The following is a 16,945-nucleotide window of genomic DNA, read 5'->3' as shown; positions in this document are numbered from 1 at the left end:
AGCACAAAAATTTATTGATGGTTTTACTTTGTGTAAATTGACAGAATTTGTCTTCCCATCATAGCTAATGCTACTCCAATCATCACAATGAGTGTCACCTTACCACCCGGAACAAATGGCTGATTGATGCTATCTGAGTTTTCTTGTTCTTGACGTTGTTTCCAACTCATTAACGCCGGAATAATTCCACCTAGAACTGAGATACTAAATGTTCCAGTGTAATCTAGGGCAGTAAAAAAGATGCTGGGATTAAGCGTTCCGAGAGTCATAGGAGGGAAAAGAACCAACGAATAGAGGGGTAGGCGGCTAGAAAGTCTGCCCTGTGCAAGTAGGAAAATATCTTTGAACAAATCCAGCAATCCGTACACAAATCCAATGAATGATGTGACGATCGCAAACTCTGAAAAAATGGATACTAGCACTCCTAACCATTCCCCTGCACTACCTGCTCGAAGAATTTGCAATGGATCAAAAATAGTTCTACCATCAGATGTGCCATCTAGCATATCGGGACTGACGCTTCCTAAAATTACGGCATTCCATGCCAAGAACATAATTAGAGGAATCACAGAACCAATAAAGATAGACTGACGAATTTTGCCAGCATCCCCTTCGAGTTGCGCCACAACCAAGGGCACAACGTTTTGGAAAAATAGCGCCACAGACATCACTGAAATGGCACTACCAAGGGCACTCCAGTTCTGAAATAACAGTTGGGCACTCTGAATGTGTCCTCCTGCCAGAAACAATAGTCCCAAGAAGGAAACAATGACAATTCCGACAAAGGCGCTGTTTAATTTCTCAATAAACTTTTCTCGCCCAAGATACATAATGCCACCAAATAAGAGCGTGAAAGTCGTTGTGCCTACCCACGTAGGCAATATCTGCACACCCCAGACTTTAGCCGCCGCATATCCTAAAATCTCTCCGCCTTCAGTGATATATGCCACCAAGAGAGCATAGTGCATAAATAAATATGCGCCACCAGCAATTCGCGCTCCTAGTTTACCAAGGATTTTTTCAACAACTCCCAAAAAACCTATACTTGCACGCCCTTCTGTTCGCATTGTGTTTAAAGTAACATCTGCAACCAATAACCCTGACACTAAAGCGTAGAGCCAAACAGCAACTAGTCCAGATGTGGATGGCACAATACCAGATGGCAAGGTAACGGCTGGTAGAGCCAGAATCCCAGCCCCAACGGTGGTTCCCGCAATCAATGCAGTACTTCCCAATACATTACCCGGTTGATGATTGAGTTTTTTTCCATCAAATTCAAGATGAGAAAACAACCGAGTGACTTGCTCTGAATCTTTGAGAACAGTCTTTATGGGAACCATACTGAATATCCGTACTTAAACCAAACAAACAATATTACCATGTGGAAATATTCTTCGCAAAAACCCTGATTTTCTTGGTTTATCAAGCAAATTTTCCTGGTAAATAAGCGATCGCTACTTGATTATCAACACAAATTTTGGAGTATAAATGTCACTTGTAGCACTTTATTAATTAAATAGACCACGCAGTAGGGAACATTGTCCCTACAACAGAAGAAGATGTGTACACACTCGAAGATGAAGCAGTGGAGATTGGGGAGATGATGCAGCGGTATCCTTTGAACGAGTGAAACTATCAAAAATTTCTCAACAACCACAAAAGCAAAATTTCCGTGCTAGGGAGTTGGAATTTTAAATGGAGAACTAGTCAATTGGCTGAGGCAATAATTAAACTCAGTATCTTTATTGACAAGTTAATGATTGTATATTTAGCTACTAAACTATTTGCTTGATAAAGTAGGAAAAGTGGGAAAAGTGGGAAAAGTAGGAAAAGTAGGAAAAGTAGGAAAAGTAGGATGTTTTGTAGTAACCCTTGATTATGCTGTTGATAAGCTGTATTTTAGTGCATAGTAAAATACCTTCACCAAATTAAGAGCCTTACAAAATTTGGCAAAACTGGCAAAATAACCCATGCAGGAGCTTTTCGCTTATAAGGGAGCTTAGACTATCGAACTCTTTATACTGCCTGCGGGCAATAGGTAAAAAGAAACTTACGGGAAACCTGGAAGGAATTTTTTGGACTTATTGTTTTTGCCCAGTCTCAGATAAAAGTAAGTTGATAGTTAGAGCATTATCAACTTGTCCTCGTAAATGGTGAAGTATTGATAAATTTAGACATTAACAAAGGAAAGAAACATGAATCCTTCACAAGAACAAGACCAAAGCACCAGCAATGTGTTTATAGAGGGTGAACTATCAGAAGAAGATTTGATGAAGATAATAGGCGGACTGGGTATATACTTCAAATTCCAAGGACAGGACGAATTATACACTAGACAAAGTATCCTCTTTGACGACGAAGGACTCGATGCAAAGATAGCAAACGGCTCTATAGAACTCGTCATAAAATAATGAGTGAATGCAATATGTATAGATTTAGCTAATGTTTAAGCAAAATCCATGAGAAATAGCAAATTTTGATTGAATTTATTGAAAATTTAGTTCGATAAAAGGTCAAAATCTATTTTCATGAAATTGCGTTAGTTCTCAGATATTCTCATGATTTCCAAGGGAGTTTAACTCACCCTCCAAATCATGAATTTTAAAGGTCTACTATTAGGTGGAAATATGAATTCCACCTAACTTCCCATTGGTTTCGCAATTACGATATTCTTGACCAATCTACTTATTAACTACCTAATACATGAGCACTATAGTCATCACAACTTACGGTACATTAGGAGACCACTTGCCCTTTATTGCACTTGGAAAAGTCCTGAAAACTAGAGGACATCAAGTACGTATGGTGGTAAATCAGGCAATACATCCCTATGTTTTAAAAGCTGGACTGCAAGTAGCTGATGTTGGTCGTCCACAGATTGGTCCTCAAGAAGCGCAACGTTATGCACGAGAATGGAACCATTTGCCTTTGTTGAGGGAGGAGTCATTAGAGACAACAAAATCTGTAAGTGCGTTCGATCATAACTTAATCGACAGTGTGGACTGTGTTATGGAGGCATGTCATGATGCAGATTTGCTAATTTCTTGTAGCTTGCAAAAAAGAGTCGCAGCAATGACAGCAGATATTTATGATATTTGTTGGGTTGAATCTTGTGTTACTCCGTTTTTTCTTTGCTTTCCTAAGTCAGAAACTGAAAACCAAGCATCTTCTGGCGATAGTTTGCAAAATACCAAAGATTTGAACCGCTTAATTTTGGCTGCTAGTCCCTATCTTTGCGAGTTACTTCCAGAATATTCCCATGCACATCAAACAGGTTTCTGGTTTTATGAAGATCCAGATTGGATTGACTGGCAACCCAGTCAAGAGCTTAAGGAATTTGTTGAGCAGGAACCCAAACCTTTAGTGCTTTCATATAGCAGTGTACCTGTAGAAAATCCTCAGGAAGTTGTAGAGATCCACGTCCGCGCTGCGGCTAAATTAGGTCGCCGAATTGTGATTCAACAAGGCTGGGCAGGCTTCAATGAAAGCCATTTACCATTAGACATCGAGCGAGATAACGTTATGTTTCTAGATGGTTTGATATCCCACAATTGGTTGTTTTCCCGTGCAGCCGCTTTGATTACTCATGGCGGTGTGGGGACAATCGCGCGGTCATTGTGTAATGGCTGTCCAATGCTGGTAGAACCCTTAGGTAACGATCAATTTTATAATGCGCTACAGGTACTGAGATTAGGGGTAGGATCTGTTATGGACTCACAGAAGCTGACAGTGGATGGAATAGCTAATATTTTACAGAAGAAAATATTGACACCTGATTATAAAAAACGGGCTGTTGAAGTCGGTGAAAAAATCAAAGCTGAACAGGGTTTAATCGAAGCGTGCGACTTAATCGAGAGCTGGTTGTAAATGAATTATGAACCATACTATTTGTAAAATTAATTTATCTAACCAAATCATCTTTAATTTTCATCGTAGTGGTTGGGATTTTGCTGTCAATGCTTTAAAACCACTGCATAAAGATCGCGGCATCTACTTTGATGGCTTTATAGAGAATAACTTTGCTTATAAACACAAGAGATCGGGTAAAAGACCCGATGTGGTTTTAGAAAAAATGAAAAAGCATGGTCTTTACACTTCTCTTGCCACTTCAGAGGAAAAAGGCATTACACCCTATACTCAACCTTGGGTGGGTTTTATACATAATCCGCCAAATATGCCTACTTGGTTTTGGTATCATTATTCTCCTCAAACAATCTTTGCTAAAAATATCTGGAAACAAAGTCTTGATTATTGCGTAGGTTTATTTACATTATCTGAGTATCAAGCTCAATGGGTGAGAGTAGAAACAGGTAAACCAGTTTCTACTTTGATTCATCCTACAGAAATACCAGAATTACAATTTAATTTTGAGAAATTCCTGAATAATAGTCATAAAAAAATTGTGCAAGTTGGCTGGTGGTTACGCAAGCTTCATGCCATTTACCAGTTACCTATTCCTCAAAATAATTCCTTAAAATACGAAAAAATTAGATTACTACCTATGTATTCGCTTTACATAGAGCAAGAAATAAATACTTTAATGCAAATTGAGAAAGAAATTGACCAATTACAAATAGAGCAGTCTTTTTACAAAAATACTACAGAAGTTATTTATATGCCAAATAATGAATACGATGAACTCTTATCAGAAAATATAGTTTTTCTTAATTTATATGATAGCAGTGCTAACAATGTAGTTATAGAATGTATTGCCAGAGCAACTCCAATCTTAATTAATCCCTTACCAGCAGTAGTTGAGTACTTGGGCAAAGATTATCCCATGTACTTCAATAGCTTGTCTGAAGCAGCAGAAAAAGCGTTGGACACTTCATTAATTTTAGATACTCACAATTATTTGAAAACTTGTGAAACCAGAAGCAAGCTTAGGGCTGACTATTTCTTAAACAGGTTTCAAAAAAGTGAAGTTTATCAATTGATTTAAATTAGATAGTTGCTCTCTGGAAAATTGTTTTGAAAAAGTAAAGTGTTGCCATGAGTAATAATATTACTGTTTTCGATCATTGCTGAGATTATCCATTTCCATTGATGTGCGACACGAAGAAAATGTGTATCGCACATCAATGGAAGGCAGGATTTTTCTATTTTGATCGCTTTCACAACCAGCAATTCTGGGATATATATGAAACTACTGGCGACACTAGCCCACAGCGAACTGATAAAACAGCTACAACTAGTACGCACTAAATTAGAGCAACTGCAAGCACAGGATAACGAAGCTAGTTCTTTGCAACGACAGTGGCAAAACGCAGACAAACAGGTAATGGCACAGCAACGCCAAACTTTGCATCAAAGCTTGCAAGCAATACAGAAGCTCACACCAATTTTAAAGGAAAAAGGGCTAGACTCAATTGGACGCGATCGCGCCCTGATTACTTTTTTCTTCCCGCTTTTAAAATCCTGGAGTGGGATTAACTAGATATGATGTGGTGGCAAAATCTACAGAGGATAATAGGGCGTAAAAGCAAGCGGTGTCATACTCCGACTCTACTGCAAATGGAGGTAGTAGAATGTGGGGCTGCTGCCTTGGGAATTATTTTGGCGTACTATGGTCGTATTGTTTCACTGACGGAACTAAGGCAAGCTTGTGGAGTATCACGCGATGGTGTTAGTGCTTTCAACATTCTTAAAGTAGCTAGAACCTATGGACTTAGCACTAAGAGCTACAAGAAAGACTTAGATGGACTATGGAATCTCAAACTCCCTTACATTGTATTTTGGAACTTTAACCATTTCCTAGTCGTAGAAGGTTTAAGCAAGAAACGAGTTTATCTAAACGATCCGGCTACTGGACGGCGTAGTGTCTCATGGAAAGAATTTAGCGGCTCCTACACAGGTGTTGTGCTGGTTTTAGAACCTGCTTTAGGTTTCCAAACAGGGGGACGCAAACCTAGCACTATCTTGAGTTTATGGTCACGTCTGCAAGGATCTGTTGGTGCTATGGTTTACTGTGTGGTAGCAGGTTTTTTGCAAGTCATTCCAGGATTAGCTCTGCCTGTATTTTCTCAAGTTTTTGTAGATCATGTATTAATTGGCGGTAGAAATGAATGGTTGCGGCCGCTAATTTTAGGGATGATTTTGACAGCCGGACTCAATGGATTTTTAACACTGTTACAGTTGCAATTTCTGCGTCAGTTAAAAATCAAGCTGTCCGCGAGCATGAAAAGTCAATTCCTCTGGCATATTTTACGCCTGAGCATCAGTTTTTACGATCAGCGATTTGCAGGAGAAATTAGTAGTCGAATACAACTCAACGATAGTATAGCAAACCTGCTTTCCGGGAAGTTAGCTACTAGTGCGATCGCCGCAGCTTCTATATTTCTGTATGTAATAGTCATGCTGCAATACGATGTATTACTAACTTCAATTGCGATCGCCTTTGTCGCTGTAAATTTAGTTACTTTGCAATGGGTTAGAAGGTACCGCACAGATGCTAATACCAAATTGATGCAAGAGTATGGGAAAGTCCAAGGGATAGAGATTTCTGGGCTTCAAAGTATAGAGACACTTAAAGCATCTGCATTAGAGCCGGATTTTTTCTCTCGCTGGGCAGGTAACTACACCAAAGCTATCAATATACGTCAACAATTTGAAGTAACAAACCAAACACTGGGAATTTTACCAACATTTCTGTCAGGTAGTGCATCTCTACTCATGCTAGCGATCGGCGGTTTGCGAGTCATGGATGGAGCTATGAGCATCGGCATGTTAATTGCTTTCCAAGGGATGACGCAAAGGTTTCTTGAGCCTGTAAATAATCTGGTTAACTTAGGAACCGACCTTCAAGATATGGAAAGCAATCTCATTCGCCTTGATGACGTTTTACAGAACCCCATTGACCCACAGTTAGAACCGAAAAAAGGCAGGGAACAGAAGGAAAAGAAAAATTTATCCTCTGCTCCCAAGCTGAAATTACAAGGGGATGTTGAATTACGGAATGTCACCTTTGGCTACAGCCAAATAGCTCCACCGATAATAGAAAATTTTAATCTCTGTGTCAAAAAAGGGCAACGAGTTGCTTTAGTAGGTGCTAGTGGTTGTGGTAAGTCTACTATTGCCAAACTTTTGTGTGGACTTTACGAACCCTGGCAGGGAGAAATTCACTTTGATGGTGAACCCAAAGAACGAATTGAGCGCCAAGTATTGGTCAATTCTATCTCTGCGGTAGATCAAGAAATCTTTTTCTTTGCTGGCAGTGTCAAGGATAACTTAACACTTTGGGACAGTACTATACCCAACCAACATTTAGTTCAGGCTTGTCAAGATGCTCAAATTCATGATGTGATTGTTTCTCTACCAGGAGCATACAATGCAGACCTGTTAGAGGGTGCTACTAATTTAAGCGGTGGTCAACGACAACGCTTGGAAATTGCGCGTGCCTTGGTTAATAATCCTAGCATCCTGATTTTAGATGAAGCCAGCAGTGCCTTAGATGCCGAGACTGAAAACCAAGTCAGTCATAATTTGCAAGCGCGTGGTTGCACTTGCATCATTGTTGCACACCGACTTTCCACTATTCGAGATTGTGATGAAATTATTGTTCTCGAACATGGAAAGATAGTTCAACAAGGAACTCATGAGCAATTACAGCAAATTGAAGGGACATACTTGCAATTGATTCGTAGCGAACAAAACCTTGAGTTTGAATCTAGTATTGTCCCAACAACAGAAACTAATTTTGCTGATATTTCATTAATTTCTTCCACTTCTTTAACCAAGATAGATGCTATCAAAAATCCTATACAAGAAATAGATGCAGAATTACTCAGATTAGAGTCAAAGGAACGCCTCGATCGTGAGTTAATGACACAAACCTTGACAGAACTAGCATCTGTACTGCAACCAAGGTCAGACAAAGTAAGTAATCGCTCAACGTTGAATAAAAATTTCTATTTAACTGACAACCAGCAACCTTTATTAGTCGCGGCTGGTGCTGTAGGTAGAGCTTTAGGAATTGAAATTCGTCCGCCAGCAATTTCCGAAGATTCGCAGGAAATCAAAGACTCTGTAGAGGCTCTCGCTCGCGCTTCGTGTATCCGAGTGCGGCAAATTAAGTTGCCAGACAACTGGTGGCGACAGGATTACGGCCCGATATTGGCATATACCGAAAAGACCAAGTTGCCAGTGGCATTGTTACCAACGTCTAATACCCGTTATCAACTCTATGCGCCTAGCGAACAAACCTCTGTCCCTGTCGATGCTCGCACGGCAGCAACACTAATTCCAAATGCTTACATATTTTATCGACCTTTAAGCCAGAAACATCTCAAAGTTCTAGATTTACTTCAGTTTGCTTTCCAAGGACATTATAGAGAGTTGATTGTAATTTTCTTGACGGGAATTACAGTTACTTCATTAGGAATGCTCACGCCTCAAGCTACAGCTATCTTGATTGACAAAGCTATCCCTGATGGAAATCGCGCTCTACTGGGTCAAGTTGCTTTTGGTTTATTGGCTACTAATGCAGGCGCAATCTTGTTTCAATTAATTCAAGGGCTGGCTACGATTAGGCTAGAAACTTTTGCCACTTCCTCTACTCAAGCAGCAGTTTGGGATCGATTACTCAATCTCAAGCTTTCTTTTTTCCGGTCTTTTTCAGTTGGTGACTTAAATTATAGGGTCACAGCTATTAATCAAATTCACCAAAGATTGGGTAATACAATCTTAAAATCAACCCTTTCTAGTTTGTTTTCGTTGCTCAATCTCGGATTATTGTTCTACTACAATTTTTCCTTAGCTCTATTAGCTGGTGCAGTCGCACTGATAAATACTGCTGTGACTATCATCTTCGGTGTTGCGATCGTCCGTAAAGCTCGCTCGGAATTAACTTATGAAGGTAAAATTTTTGGTGTAGTTATACAGTTGATTAATGGAGTAGCTAAACTCAGAGTCGCCAAAGCTGAAACTCGTGCCTTTGCTTATTGGGGTCAACAGTATACTCAGCAACTAAAACTAATGCTTAGTACGCAAGGTATTGAAGATAGTCTTGCTGGGATCAATAAAGTACTACCTGCTTTAACGACTGCGGCTCTGTTTTGGTCTGCTGCTGGCTTAATTGCACAATCCCAGGCATTGGGCGAATCTCGCTTATCTATTGGTACTTTTCTCGCAATTAACGTTGCTTTTGGCACTTTTATCAATGGAGTAACTAGCCTCAGCAGTACAGTCGTAGAAGTTTTGCAAATCTTGCCTTTGTGGGAACTAGCTAAACCAATTCTGATTGCAGAACCGGAAATTAACTTTAACCAAGCAGATCCCGGAAAACTTTCAGGCTCATTAACTCTAGAGCGTGTTAGCTTTGGTTATGCTAATGATCTTCCTTTAGTATTAGATAATATTAGTATTCATGCTCAAGCTGGAGAATTTATTGCGATTGTTGGCCCTTCCGGCAGCGGTAAATCAACTTTATTAAAATTACTTTTAGGGTTTGAATCCCCCAAATTAGGCAAAGTTTACTACGACGGACAAGATTTAGCCTCTGTGGATATTCATGCTGTGCGCCGTCAATTAGGTGTTGTACTGCAAAATAGTCGGCTGATGTCAGCTTCTATTTTTAATAATATTACTAGTGGTGCAGGTCTTACGATTGACCAAGCTTGGGAAGCAGCTCAAATGGCGGGTTTAGCAGATGATATTGCTGCCATGCCGATGGGGATGCACACAGTCGTCAGTGAAGGCGGTACTAATCTCTCTGGTGGACAACGACAACGGCTATTGATTGCCCGAGCATTAGCACTCAAACCTAAGATTTTACTGTTTGATGAAGCTACTAGCGCGCTCGATAACACAACCCAAGCCATAGTTAGTCAAAGCTTGGATAAATTGCAAGTAACTAGAATCGTTATTGCTCATCGGCTTAGTACCATCTGCAACGCTCATCGCATTTATGTACTTCAAGCAGGTCGGGTTATACAACAAGGAACTTTTCAAGAGTTGGCAACTATGGAAGGATTGTTTGCCCAGTTGATGGTTCGGCAGATGATGTGACTTACACCATAAAATGTCCAAAAAGGTCAAGATATGTTTGAAAAAAGTTGATTCAACATTTGATTTTTCCTAGTCTAAGTTTGTAAGAACGAACAAGAAGTTACTACTTTGCAAGTAGGGCAAGGTTTGCATACTGCACTCCAGTGCCTATATTCCAGTTTGCGTACATTCCCCCACTGACATAAGGCAACTTTAGCAAGTTAATTTCAACTTAAGGCTTTCGTAGACAAACGAGAGCGATCGCCCACATCACCCCATCACCAGAAGTGCGACGCCGATAGCGTTCGCGTAGCGTCTCGTAGAGAAGCGGTAGCGAGTCATCGAGCGTCATAGCCCGTCGTAGACATCGCCAAGTTTAAGAATATTCGTTGTTTACTTGCCTTTGCACAGATATAGTCATAATATGAGTTAAAGGTGATATTCTCGGGAAAATATGTATAAGTAATAATGACGTGGGAGGTAGAATTCACAAACGAGTTTGAAATGTGGTGGGTTGAGCTAGACGACAGCACCCAAGTTTCAATAGATACAGTAGTGCGACTACTTGAGGCGCGGGGGCCAGAACTTCCTTTTCCCTACAGTTCAAAAATAAACGGCTCACGTCATTCCCACATGAGACAGTTGAGGGTGCAACACAGAGGAGAACCGTACCGAATACTCTATGCATTTGATCCAAGGAGAGTCGCCATTCTTCTTTTTGGAGGAAACAAGGGAGGAGACGATCGCTGGTACGAGGAGAATGTGCCAAAAGCAGATACGTTGTATGACGAACATTTAGAAGAATTAAAAACAGAAGGGTTCCTATGAAGACGAAGCCATTTAAAGAACTTCGTAAAAAAATGACTCCTGAACAACAGGCAGAAAGCGAGATGCAAGCAAACCTTGCATTGCTCAAATTGACACTTTCTGAGCTTCGAGAGTCCCTTGGACATACACAAAGCGATATGGCCAAGAATATGGGAGTGGTACAATCGGCACTTTCAAAAATTGAGCATCAGGATGATATTCAAATATCCACGCTCTCTCGATACATTAAATCTCTTGGCGGAAGTCTGACAATCATAGCCCGTTTTCCCGATCAAGAGGTTGTGATTTCTCAGTTCGATTGATATTCTCCGACGGGCTACGCCTACGCAGTTTGTCAATTGGGAATTTAAGTTTTCAATCCAATCCTACAGAAAACAATTTACCAACTTGTGCCAAATCTACATTTCCCCCGCTGATGATCACACCAATCCTCGACTCTGGTGCTGTCACCACACCTTCGAGTAAAGCTGTTGCTGCAAGGACTCCGGTAGGTTCAACGACAATTTTCAGCCGTTCCCATAAGAAAAACATGGTGCGAAGAATCGCTTCTTCAGATACCGTCACCATATCATCGACGTAATGCAGCACTAAGGGGAAAGTAATTTTACCAAGGCTAGGAGTTCGCGCACCATCAGCGATGGTATTAGGATTTTTGACAGTTTGCAGAGTTTTGGTATGAAAGGAGCGGGTAGCATCGTCGGCAAGGGCTGGTTCTACCCCGATTACTTTACAATTGGGGAGAAGTGCTTTGGCTGCGATCGCACACCCTGAAAGTAATCCACCACCACCACAACAAACTAATAATAAGTCCAATTCACCAACTTCTTGGATCAGTTCTAAAGCCGTTGTCCCCTGTCCAGCGACGACATGGGGATGATCGTAAGGGGGAATCAGAGTGAGATTGCGATCGCGTGCTAAATTTTGGGCTAATTCTTCTCGGTTGGTTTCTTGGCGATTGTACAAAATTATCTCTGCACCATAACCACGAGTAGCAGTTTGTTTGACAGCCGGAGCATCATCAGGCATGACAATAGTGGTGGGAATATTTAGTAATTGTCCAGCTAAAGCGATCGCTTGGGCATGATTTCCCGATGAATAGGTGAGAACGCCTGTTGGCTTTTCTGCTACCGATAGTTGGGCTAGGGCATTGTACGCCCCTCTAAATTTAAATGCCCCCGTGCGTTGAAAATTTTCGCACTTAAAAAACACTTGGCTATTGGTGCGATCGTTAACGATTCGAGAAGTCAGTACAGGAGTGCGGTGAGCAATCCCTAAAATTCGCTCTTGTGCTGCTTGCACGTCAGTTATAGTAACAAAATTATGCTGTGGCATTGATGATGATATTAAATATTCTGGCTCTTGTTTATATAGATACAGATTTTTATATTTGCGTTTATTATGCTTTATTTAAGCATACTCAATTTCAGGTGTATAGCATCATTCTTTGTTCCCATAAAAGTAGCTACAGCAAATATTATATATTGCTGTAGCTACTTTTATAAAAATTAAATTAATTCACTCAAACTAGTCATTTTTGTAACATGAATAAAACATCCAAAATTCGGCAAAAAAAAACTGCTCTAATTACAGGAGCGGCTAGTGGGATAGGCTATCAATTAACCCAAATCTTTGCTCGTCATAGTTATAATCTTGTCTTAGTAGATAAGAATGAAGAAAAACTTACTGAAATTATAGATGAATTTCCGCAAAAGTTTGGCATTTTTGTCAAAATTTTTGCTAAGGATTTATCTATCCCAACATCCCCAGAAGAAATTTTCACAGAACTACAGCAAGCATCCATCAAGATTGATGTGCTGGTTAACAATGCTGGCTTTGGTACTTATGGAGTATTTAACGAAACAGACCTCAGCCTGGAACTGAAAATGCTACAGGTAAATATAGTCAGCCTGACTCATTTAACTAAGTTATTCCTCAAGGATATGGTTGAGCAAAACTATGGAAAAATATTAAATGTGGCCTCAGCAGCAGCTTTTCAACCAGGTCCTCTAATGGCAGTTTATTTCGCGACAAAAGCCTATGTCCTATCATTTTCAGAAGCGATCGCTAATGAATTAGAGGGCACAGGTGTCAGCGTCACTGTTCTTTGTCCAGGGCCAACAGCATCAGAATTTCAACAAACTGCTGCAATGGAAGATTCAAAGATTGCTAGCGTTAAGAGAATGATGGATACCGCAACCGTTGCTAAGATTGGTTATCGGGGCTTAATGACAAACAAAACTGTTGTCGTTCCTGGGATGAGAAATAAGATATTAACTGAAAGCGTCAGATTTACGCCCAGAAATTTAGTCACAAAGATCGTGAGAAGTATGCACGAACTCAAAAAAAATAGATAGCCCCTTTCCTCAACTTAACGAAGTGGAGTAAAGAGGGGAGGGATAGCAACTAAAAAACAGGGTTTGATGCCCTGTTTTCTAGTATATAGATGGTATCAGATTGACTATAAATTTCCCAATTTAAAAATGTCTCAATCTCTGCCACAAGATAGCTGCTTTTTGGATATGTGTATGCTGCTAAAGGTGGGCAGACATAAAAATAAGTTAAAAATTACAAATAAAAAGGTTTCGGGACTTACGTATAGATCCTTGTATGTTCAGGTAGTGCTGCGAGAACAAAGAACGCCTATAAAATAATCTGCAATCTCTAGTGGAGTCTTTATAACAAACTAAAAAAGCGGGTTTTTAGAAGTTAGTAGGACTAAGTGTATTTTCATAAATTACTTTATATATTTTGGCATTTTATTTCGTTTCATATCTAAAAATTATCTCAATAACGATTTATGTATAGCTATTATTTATTACTATCTTTGGGATGCCCAATTCCCTCACTCCAGTAAGATGTGCGCTCACTATCTCAACCGTTATGATATTTATTGAATAGAAATTGAAATTGATGTCAAGAGGCAAGTAATGGCAATTAAATTGAAAGTTCCAAACATTAAAGGTGATGACTGCGCTAAGAAAATAACTAAATCTATTCAGACTATGGAATCTGATGCGAAAGTAGATGTGAACGTTGATACTAAAATCGTAACTGTAGAAGCTGCGGCTTCTGAAGAGTCAATTAAACAGATCGTTCAATCTGCTGGTTATACTATAGAAGGCTATTAATTCCAGAAAAACGGCGAGTGAGCTTATTCCTTCTAGGAATGGGAGGAATCGACATTCACAATCTTGGTCATTAGTTATGATTAAGCATGAAACAATCATGAAAACTACTAGTGACTAAAACTCACGGACTAATGGCTTCGATTTCCCCCGGCTGCAAAAACTTCGCTCCGCTCATTTTTTACAGTTGGGGAATAAGTTAAATTTCTAAATTTCTGAGGAGATTTAGATGAAGTAATTTAGCCAGCACAATTGCTTAGTCAGATATTCCACCCGAAAACAGGGTGGAATATTATTAATTAATGACTCTACTTGATAAAGAATATTTTCCTCTTCTGACTTACAAGCTAAAGACTTTAGGTTTTTGAAAGTATTGCTGTATATTTATTTGCTCTGAAAAAATTGTTAAATTCTCCGGTAATCGTTTTTAAGAACGAATTAACATGGGGTCATAAATTTGACATTCTTGAACCGCATAATTGCCCAAAATTAAGCTAGCCGACTCAAGCTCATTGTCTGTGCCACTAACGATGAGTATGTAATTACCTTGATCAATTTGCTCGTTGTAAAAGCGTGCCCACTCATCTGCTATTCCTAGCCTCATAGCGTCAAAGCGCTCACTAAAATTAACGTCTGTTGACCCAATCAATTGAGAAAAGTCTTTGCAAATTAAGGAAATCTGGTTTGCTGGAAAACCTGCGGCATACATATCGTTAATTGCCGCTTGTACATTATCTACGTTATCAAAGTAACTAATAGCATACTTAGTCAAAATCCCACTTTTATTAGGAATGGTAGGAGCAGAACTAGTCGTGGTCAGATAATTTATAGTTCTATGCTCACTGTTGAGATGCTCGTAAATGCCAAACTCTTCAATACCCCAACGCTGTAAAATTGCTTCTACTTTAGCAATTTCAACAGATGTACAATCCACAATTATAAAATAGTGTCCATGCTCTACTCGCTCGTTATATGCTCTAGCTTGCTCCTCCGATATTCCCCAACCAACTAATGCACCAGCAAAAGTCCCAGTAGCAGCACCAATACTTGCCCCGACAAGGGTTGTAACCAAAGCAGTTGCTGCTGCACCAGCCAGCATTATTGGCCCAACTCCAGGGATTGCTAAAGTCCCAAGACCTACTAATAAACCAGTCAATCCACCAACAGCGCCCCCAGAAAGCCCTCCTACTGTTGCACCTTCGTCAGCTTTATCACCCGTGCGCTCTTTTATTTCATTATTGGCAATCTCATGATTGCGGTCTGCATTCTGGACAACTATAGATACTTTGTCCATCGCCAAGCCAGAATCTCTCAACTCATGTAGTGCCTGTTCTACATCTCTTTGATGAGTAAATACGCCTACAACACGTTGATATTGATTTAAAACCATTATTACTCCTTGATAGCAGGGAAAACTAATTTCCCACAAACTTAGTTTTTCATTACCTGTAATCTTAAATACAACTTTATTTAACTCAAAACTATCCTAAGTAATAAAATTCATTACAAACCCCGCCCTCAGTGTTAGCAGAGCAGGGTAATTTATGAAAACCCGATCAACAGATTCTTTCGTTTGAAAAAATCCGTTGATCGGGTTTAGCCATTTGCAAAAAATCGGTTAATATTACGCTCTATCTACTTTGAGAGTTCTGGCGTGAGGAGAATTTGGCTTTCGCCAATGCGATCAAATGTAGGTGTAGACCAGCGATCAACTACTTTGCCTAGAATTGACATTTCTTGAACTAAGCGGTCAAATTTATCAGGGGTGAGAGATTGGGGCCCATCAGATAAAGCTTTTGCGGGATTGGGGTGAACTTCAATCATCAAGGCATCTGTACCAGCTGCGATCGCAGCCATTGCCATCGATGGAACATATTCAGACCTACCAGTACCATGACTGGGATCAATCATAATCGGTAAATGGGTAAGCGATCGCAATACCGGAAGCACTGATAAATCTAAAGTATTGCGGGCATATTTGCCATCAAAGGTTCTAATTCCCCGCTCACAAAGAATTACATTGGGATTTCCAGATGCCATAATATATTCTGCCGCCATCAGCCACTCGTCAATTGTGGCAGACATCCCCCGCTTCAGCAGCACGGGTTTATCTTGAGCGCCTACCTTTTTCAGCAACGAGAAGTTGTGCATATTCCTAGCTCCGATTTGGATTATGTCAGCGACTCTCGCCACTGCTGATAAATCGGCAGCATCCATCAGTTCGGTGACGATACCCAAACCCGTAGCTTCCCGCGCTGCTGCTAATAAATCTAAAGCGCTTTCGCCATAACCTTGAAATGCATAAGGTGAAGTACGAGGTTTGTAAGCTCCGCCACGCAGAAACTTTGCTCCTGCTACCTTTACCCGCTTTGCCGTTTCGACAATCATCGCTTCATTTTCAACAGAACAAGGCCCGGCTACCACTACGATCGGATGATGTTCGCCGAAATACACATGACCGTTAGGTGTAGGTACAACAACTTCGCTGGCTTGTCCATCTCGGAATTCTCGACTTACCCGCTTGAAAGGTTGTTGCACTCGTAACACTTGCTCAATCCAAGGGCTAAACTCCTGAACTTGTAATTTATCGATGCTAGTAGTATCACCAATTAGCCCCAGCACAACTTTATGAGTGCCAATGCTTTTTTCTACCGTGACTTTCCAAGTTTCACTCAGTTCTTGGCTAATCCGAGTAATTTCTTCAACAGGTGTACCGCTCTTAAGTATGATAATCATCTGCTTTTCCTTGTGTATAGTTTGGGTGGGCTAATCTTTACAGGTCGATGCATTGGCATTGTGGGTCGATGCATTGGCATTGTGGGTCGATGCATTGGCATTGTAGGTCGATGCATTGGCATTGTAGGTCGATGCATTGGCATTGTAGGTCGATGCATTAACATTGCAGGTCAATGCATTGGCATTGCAGGTCGATGCATTAACATTGCAGGTCGATGCATTGGCATTGCAGGTCAAGGTGTAGGGCAGCTTTAGAAGACTTGCGTGTACAC

13 protein-coding genes are annotated in these 16,945 nt (G+C 40.3%); 9 read left to right on the top strand and 4 right to left on the bottom strand.

Annotated elements, in window-relative coordinates:
- Positions 1–23 precede the first annotated feature (23 nt).
- Positions 24–1,340 (bottom strand): amino acid permease, encoded by a 1,317-nt coding sequence (locus HWQ44_RS31500; protein WP_292726107.1) that lies wholly within the window; start codon positions 1,338–1,340, stop codon positions 24–26.
- Between the two features lie 855 nt (positions 1,341–2,195).
- Here HWQ44_RS31500 and HWQ44_RS31495 point away from each other — a divergent pair.
- From HWQ44_RS31495 to HWQ44_RS31465, 7 genes are all read left to right on the top strand, one after another.
- Positions 2,196–2,411 (top strand): hypothetical protein, encoded by a 216-nt coding sequence (locus HWQ44_RS31495; RefSeq protein WP_292726105.1) that lies wholly within the window; start codon positions 2,196–2,198, stop codon positions 2,409–2,411.
- Positions 2,412–2,703: 292 nt separating this feature from the next.
- Positions 2,704–3,867 (top strand): glycosyltransferase, encoded by a 1,164-nt coding sequence (locus HWQ44_RS31490; RefSeq protein ID WP_292726103.1) that lies wholly within the window; start codon positions 2,704–2,706, stop codon positions 3,865–3,867.
- Between the two features lie 7 nt (positions 3,868–3,874).
- A complete protein-coding gene (locus tag HWQ44_RS31485; protein ID WP_292726101.1) occupies positions 3,875–4,942 on the top strand; it encodes a tetratricopeptide repeat protein in 1,068 nt (355 codons plus the stop codon).
- Positions 4,943–5,140: 198 nt separating this feature from the next.
- Positions 5,141–5,437: a hypothetical protein gene (locus HWQ44_RS31480; protein WP_292726099.1), complete on the top strand. Its 297-nt coding sequence runs from the start codon at positions 5,141–5,143 to the stop codon at positions 5,435–5,437.
- 5 nt (positions 5,438–5,442) lie between these two features.
- Positions 5,443–10,005 (top strand): NHLP family bacteriocin export ABC transporter peptidase/permease/ATPase subunit, encoded by a 4,563-nt coding sequence (locus tag HWQ44_RS31475; RefSeq protein WP_292726226.1) that lies wholly within the window; start codon positions 5,443–5,445, stop codon positions 10,003–10,005.
- A gap of 447 nt (positions 10,006–10,452) precedes the next feature.
- A complete protein-coding gene (locus HWQ44_RS31470; RefSeq protein WP_292726097.1) occupies positions 10,453–10,812 on the top strand; it encodes a type II toxin-antitoxin system RelE/ParE family toxin in 360 nt (119 codons plus the stop codon).
- Entirely contained in the window at positions 10,809–11,114 is a 306-nt protein-coding gene (locus tag HWQ44_RS31465) for a helix-turn-helix transcriptional regulator (protein ID WP_292726095.1), read from the top strand. The genes HWQ44_RS31470 and HWQ44_RS31465 overlap by 4 nt, the downstream gene beginning before the upstream one ends.
- A 52-nt stretch (positions 11,115–11,166) precedes the next feature.
- Here the strand turns inward: HWQ44_RS31465 and HWQ44_RS31460 are convergent, their stop codons facing one another.
- Entirely contained in the window at positions 11,167–12,144 is a 978-nt protein-coding gene (locus HWQ44_RS31460) for a threo-3-hydroxy-L-aspartate ammonia-lyase (protein WP_292726093.1), read from the bottom strand.
- Positions 12,145–12,353: 209 nt separating this feature from the next.
- Between HWQ44_RS31460 and HWQ44_RS31455 the strand changes: the two genes are divergently transcribed.
- Entirely contained in the window at positions 12,354–13,166 is an 813-nt protein-coding gene (locus HWQ44_RS31455; RefSeq protein ID WP_292726091.1) for an SDR family oxidoreductase, read from the top strand.
- 573 nt (positions 13,167–13,739) lie between these two features.
- The gene (locus HWQ44_RS31450; protein WP_292726089.1) at positions 13,740–13,940 is read left to right on the top strand and encodes a heavy-metal-associated domain-containing protein; all 201 of its coding nucleotides are present in this window, start codon (positions 13,740–13,742) and stop codon (positions 13,938–13,940) included.
- 424 nt (positions 13,941–14,364) lie between these two features.
- Here HWQ44_RS31450 and HWQ44_RS31445 read toward each other — a convergent pair whose 3' ends face one another.
- On the bottom strand, positions 14,365–15,327 hold the full coding sequence (locus tag HWQ44_RS31445) for a general stress protein (protein ID WP_292726086.1): 963 nt from the start codon (positions 15,325–15,327) through the stop codon (positions 14,365–14,367).
- A gap of 245 nt (positions 15,328–15,572) precedes the next feature.
- A complete protein-coding gene (gene aroF / locus HWQ44_RS31440; RefSeq protein WP_292726084.1) occupies positions 15,573–16,673 on the bottom strand; it encodes a 3-deoxy-7-phosphoheptulonate synthase in 1,101 nt (366 codons plus the stop codon).
- Positions 16,674–16,945 lie beyond the last annotated feature (272 nt).

This window comes from Nostoc sp. JL34 (assembly GCF_017114945.1).
GTDB lineage: Bacteria > Cyanobacteriota > Cyanobacteriia > Cyanobacteriales > Nostocaceae > Nostoc.
This window is presented reverse-complemented; position numbering and strand designations above follow the sequence as displayed.

What these genes read in the sequence shown, in the direction of transcription:
- HWQ44_RS31465 (WP_292726095.1), top strand. Translation starts at nt 10,809, where the DNA reads ATGAAGACGAAGCCATTTAAAGAACTTCGTAAAAAAATGACTCCTGAA.
- HWQ44_RS31475 (WP_292726226.1), top strand. Translation starts at nt 5,443, where the DNA reads ATGTGGTGGCAAAATCTACAGAGGATAATAGGGCGTAAAAGCAAGCGG.
- HWQ44_RS31455 (WP_292726091.1), top strand. Translation starts at nt 12,354, where the DNA reads ATGAATAAAACATCCAAAATTCGGCAAAAAAAAACTGCTCTAATTACA.
- HWQ44_RS31450 (WP_292726089.1), top strand. Translation starts at nt 13,740, where the DNA reads ATGGCAATTAAATTGAAAGTTCCAAACATTAAAGGTGATGACTGCGCT.
- HWQ44_RS31470 (WP_292726097.1), top strand. Translation starts at nt 10,453, where the DNA reads ATGACGTGGGAGGTAGAATTCACAAACGAGTTTGAAATGTGGTGGGTT.
- HWQ44_RS31460 (WP_292726093.1), bottom strand. Translation starts at nt 12,144, where the DNA reads ATGCCACAGCATAATTTTGTTACTATAACTGACGTGCAAGCAGCACAA.
- HWQ44_RS31495 (WP_292726105.1), top strand. Translation starts at nt 2,196, where the DNA reads ATGAATCCTTCACAAGAACAAGACCAAAGCACCAGCAATGTGTTTATA.
- HWQ44_RS31500 (WP_292726107.1), bottom strand. Translation starts at nt 1,340, where the DNA reads ATGGTTCCCATAAAGACTGTTCTCAAAGATTCAGAGCAAGTCACTCGG.
- HWQ44_RS31490 (WP_292726103.1), top strand. Translation starts at nt 2,704, where the DNA reads ATGAGCACTATAGTCATCACAACTTACGGTACATTAGGAGACCACTTG.
- aroF (WP_292726084.1), bottom strand. Translation starts at nt 16,673, where the DNA reads ATGATTATCATACTTAAGAGCGGTACACCTGTTGAAGAAATTACTCGG.
- HWQ44_RS31445 (WP_292726086.1), bottom strand. Translation starts at nt 15,327, where the DNA reads ATGGTTTTAAATCAATATCAACGTGTTGTAGGCGTATTTACTCATCAA.
- HWQ44_RS31480 (WP_292726099.1), top strand. Translation starts at nt 5,141, where the DNA reads ATGAAACTACTGGCGACACTAGCCCACAGCGAACTGATAAAACAGCTA.
- HWQ44_RS31485 (WP_292726101.1), top strand. Translation starts at nt 3,875, where the DNA reads ATGAACCATACTATTTGTAAAATTAATTTATCTAACCAAATCATCTTT.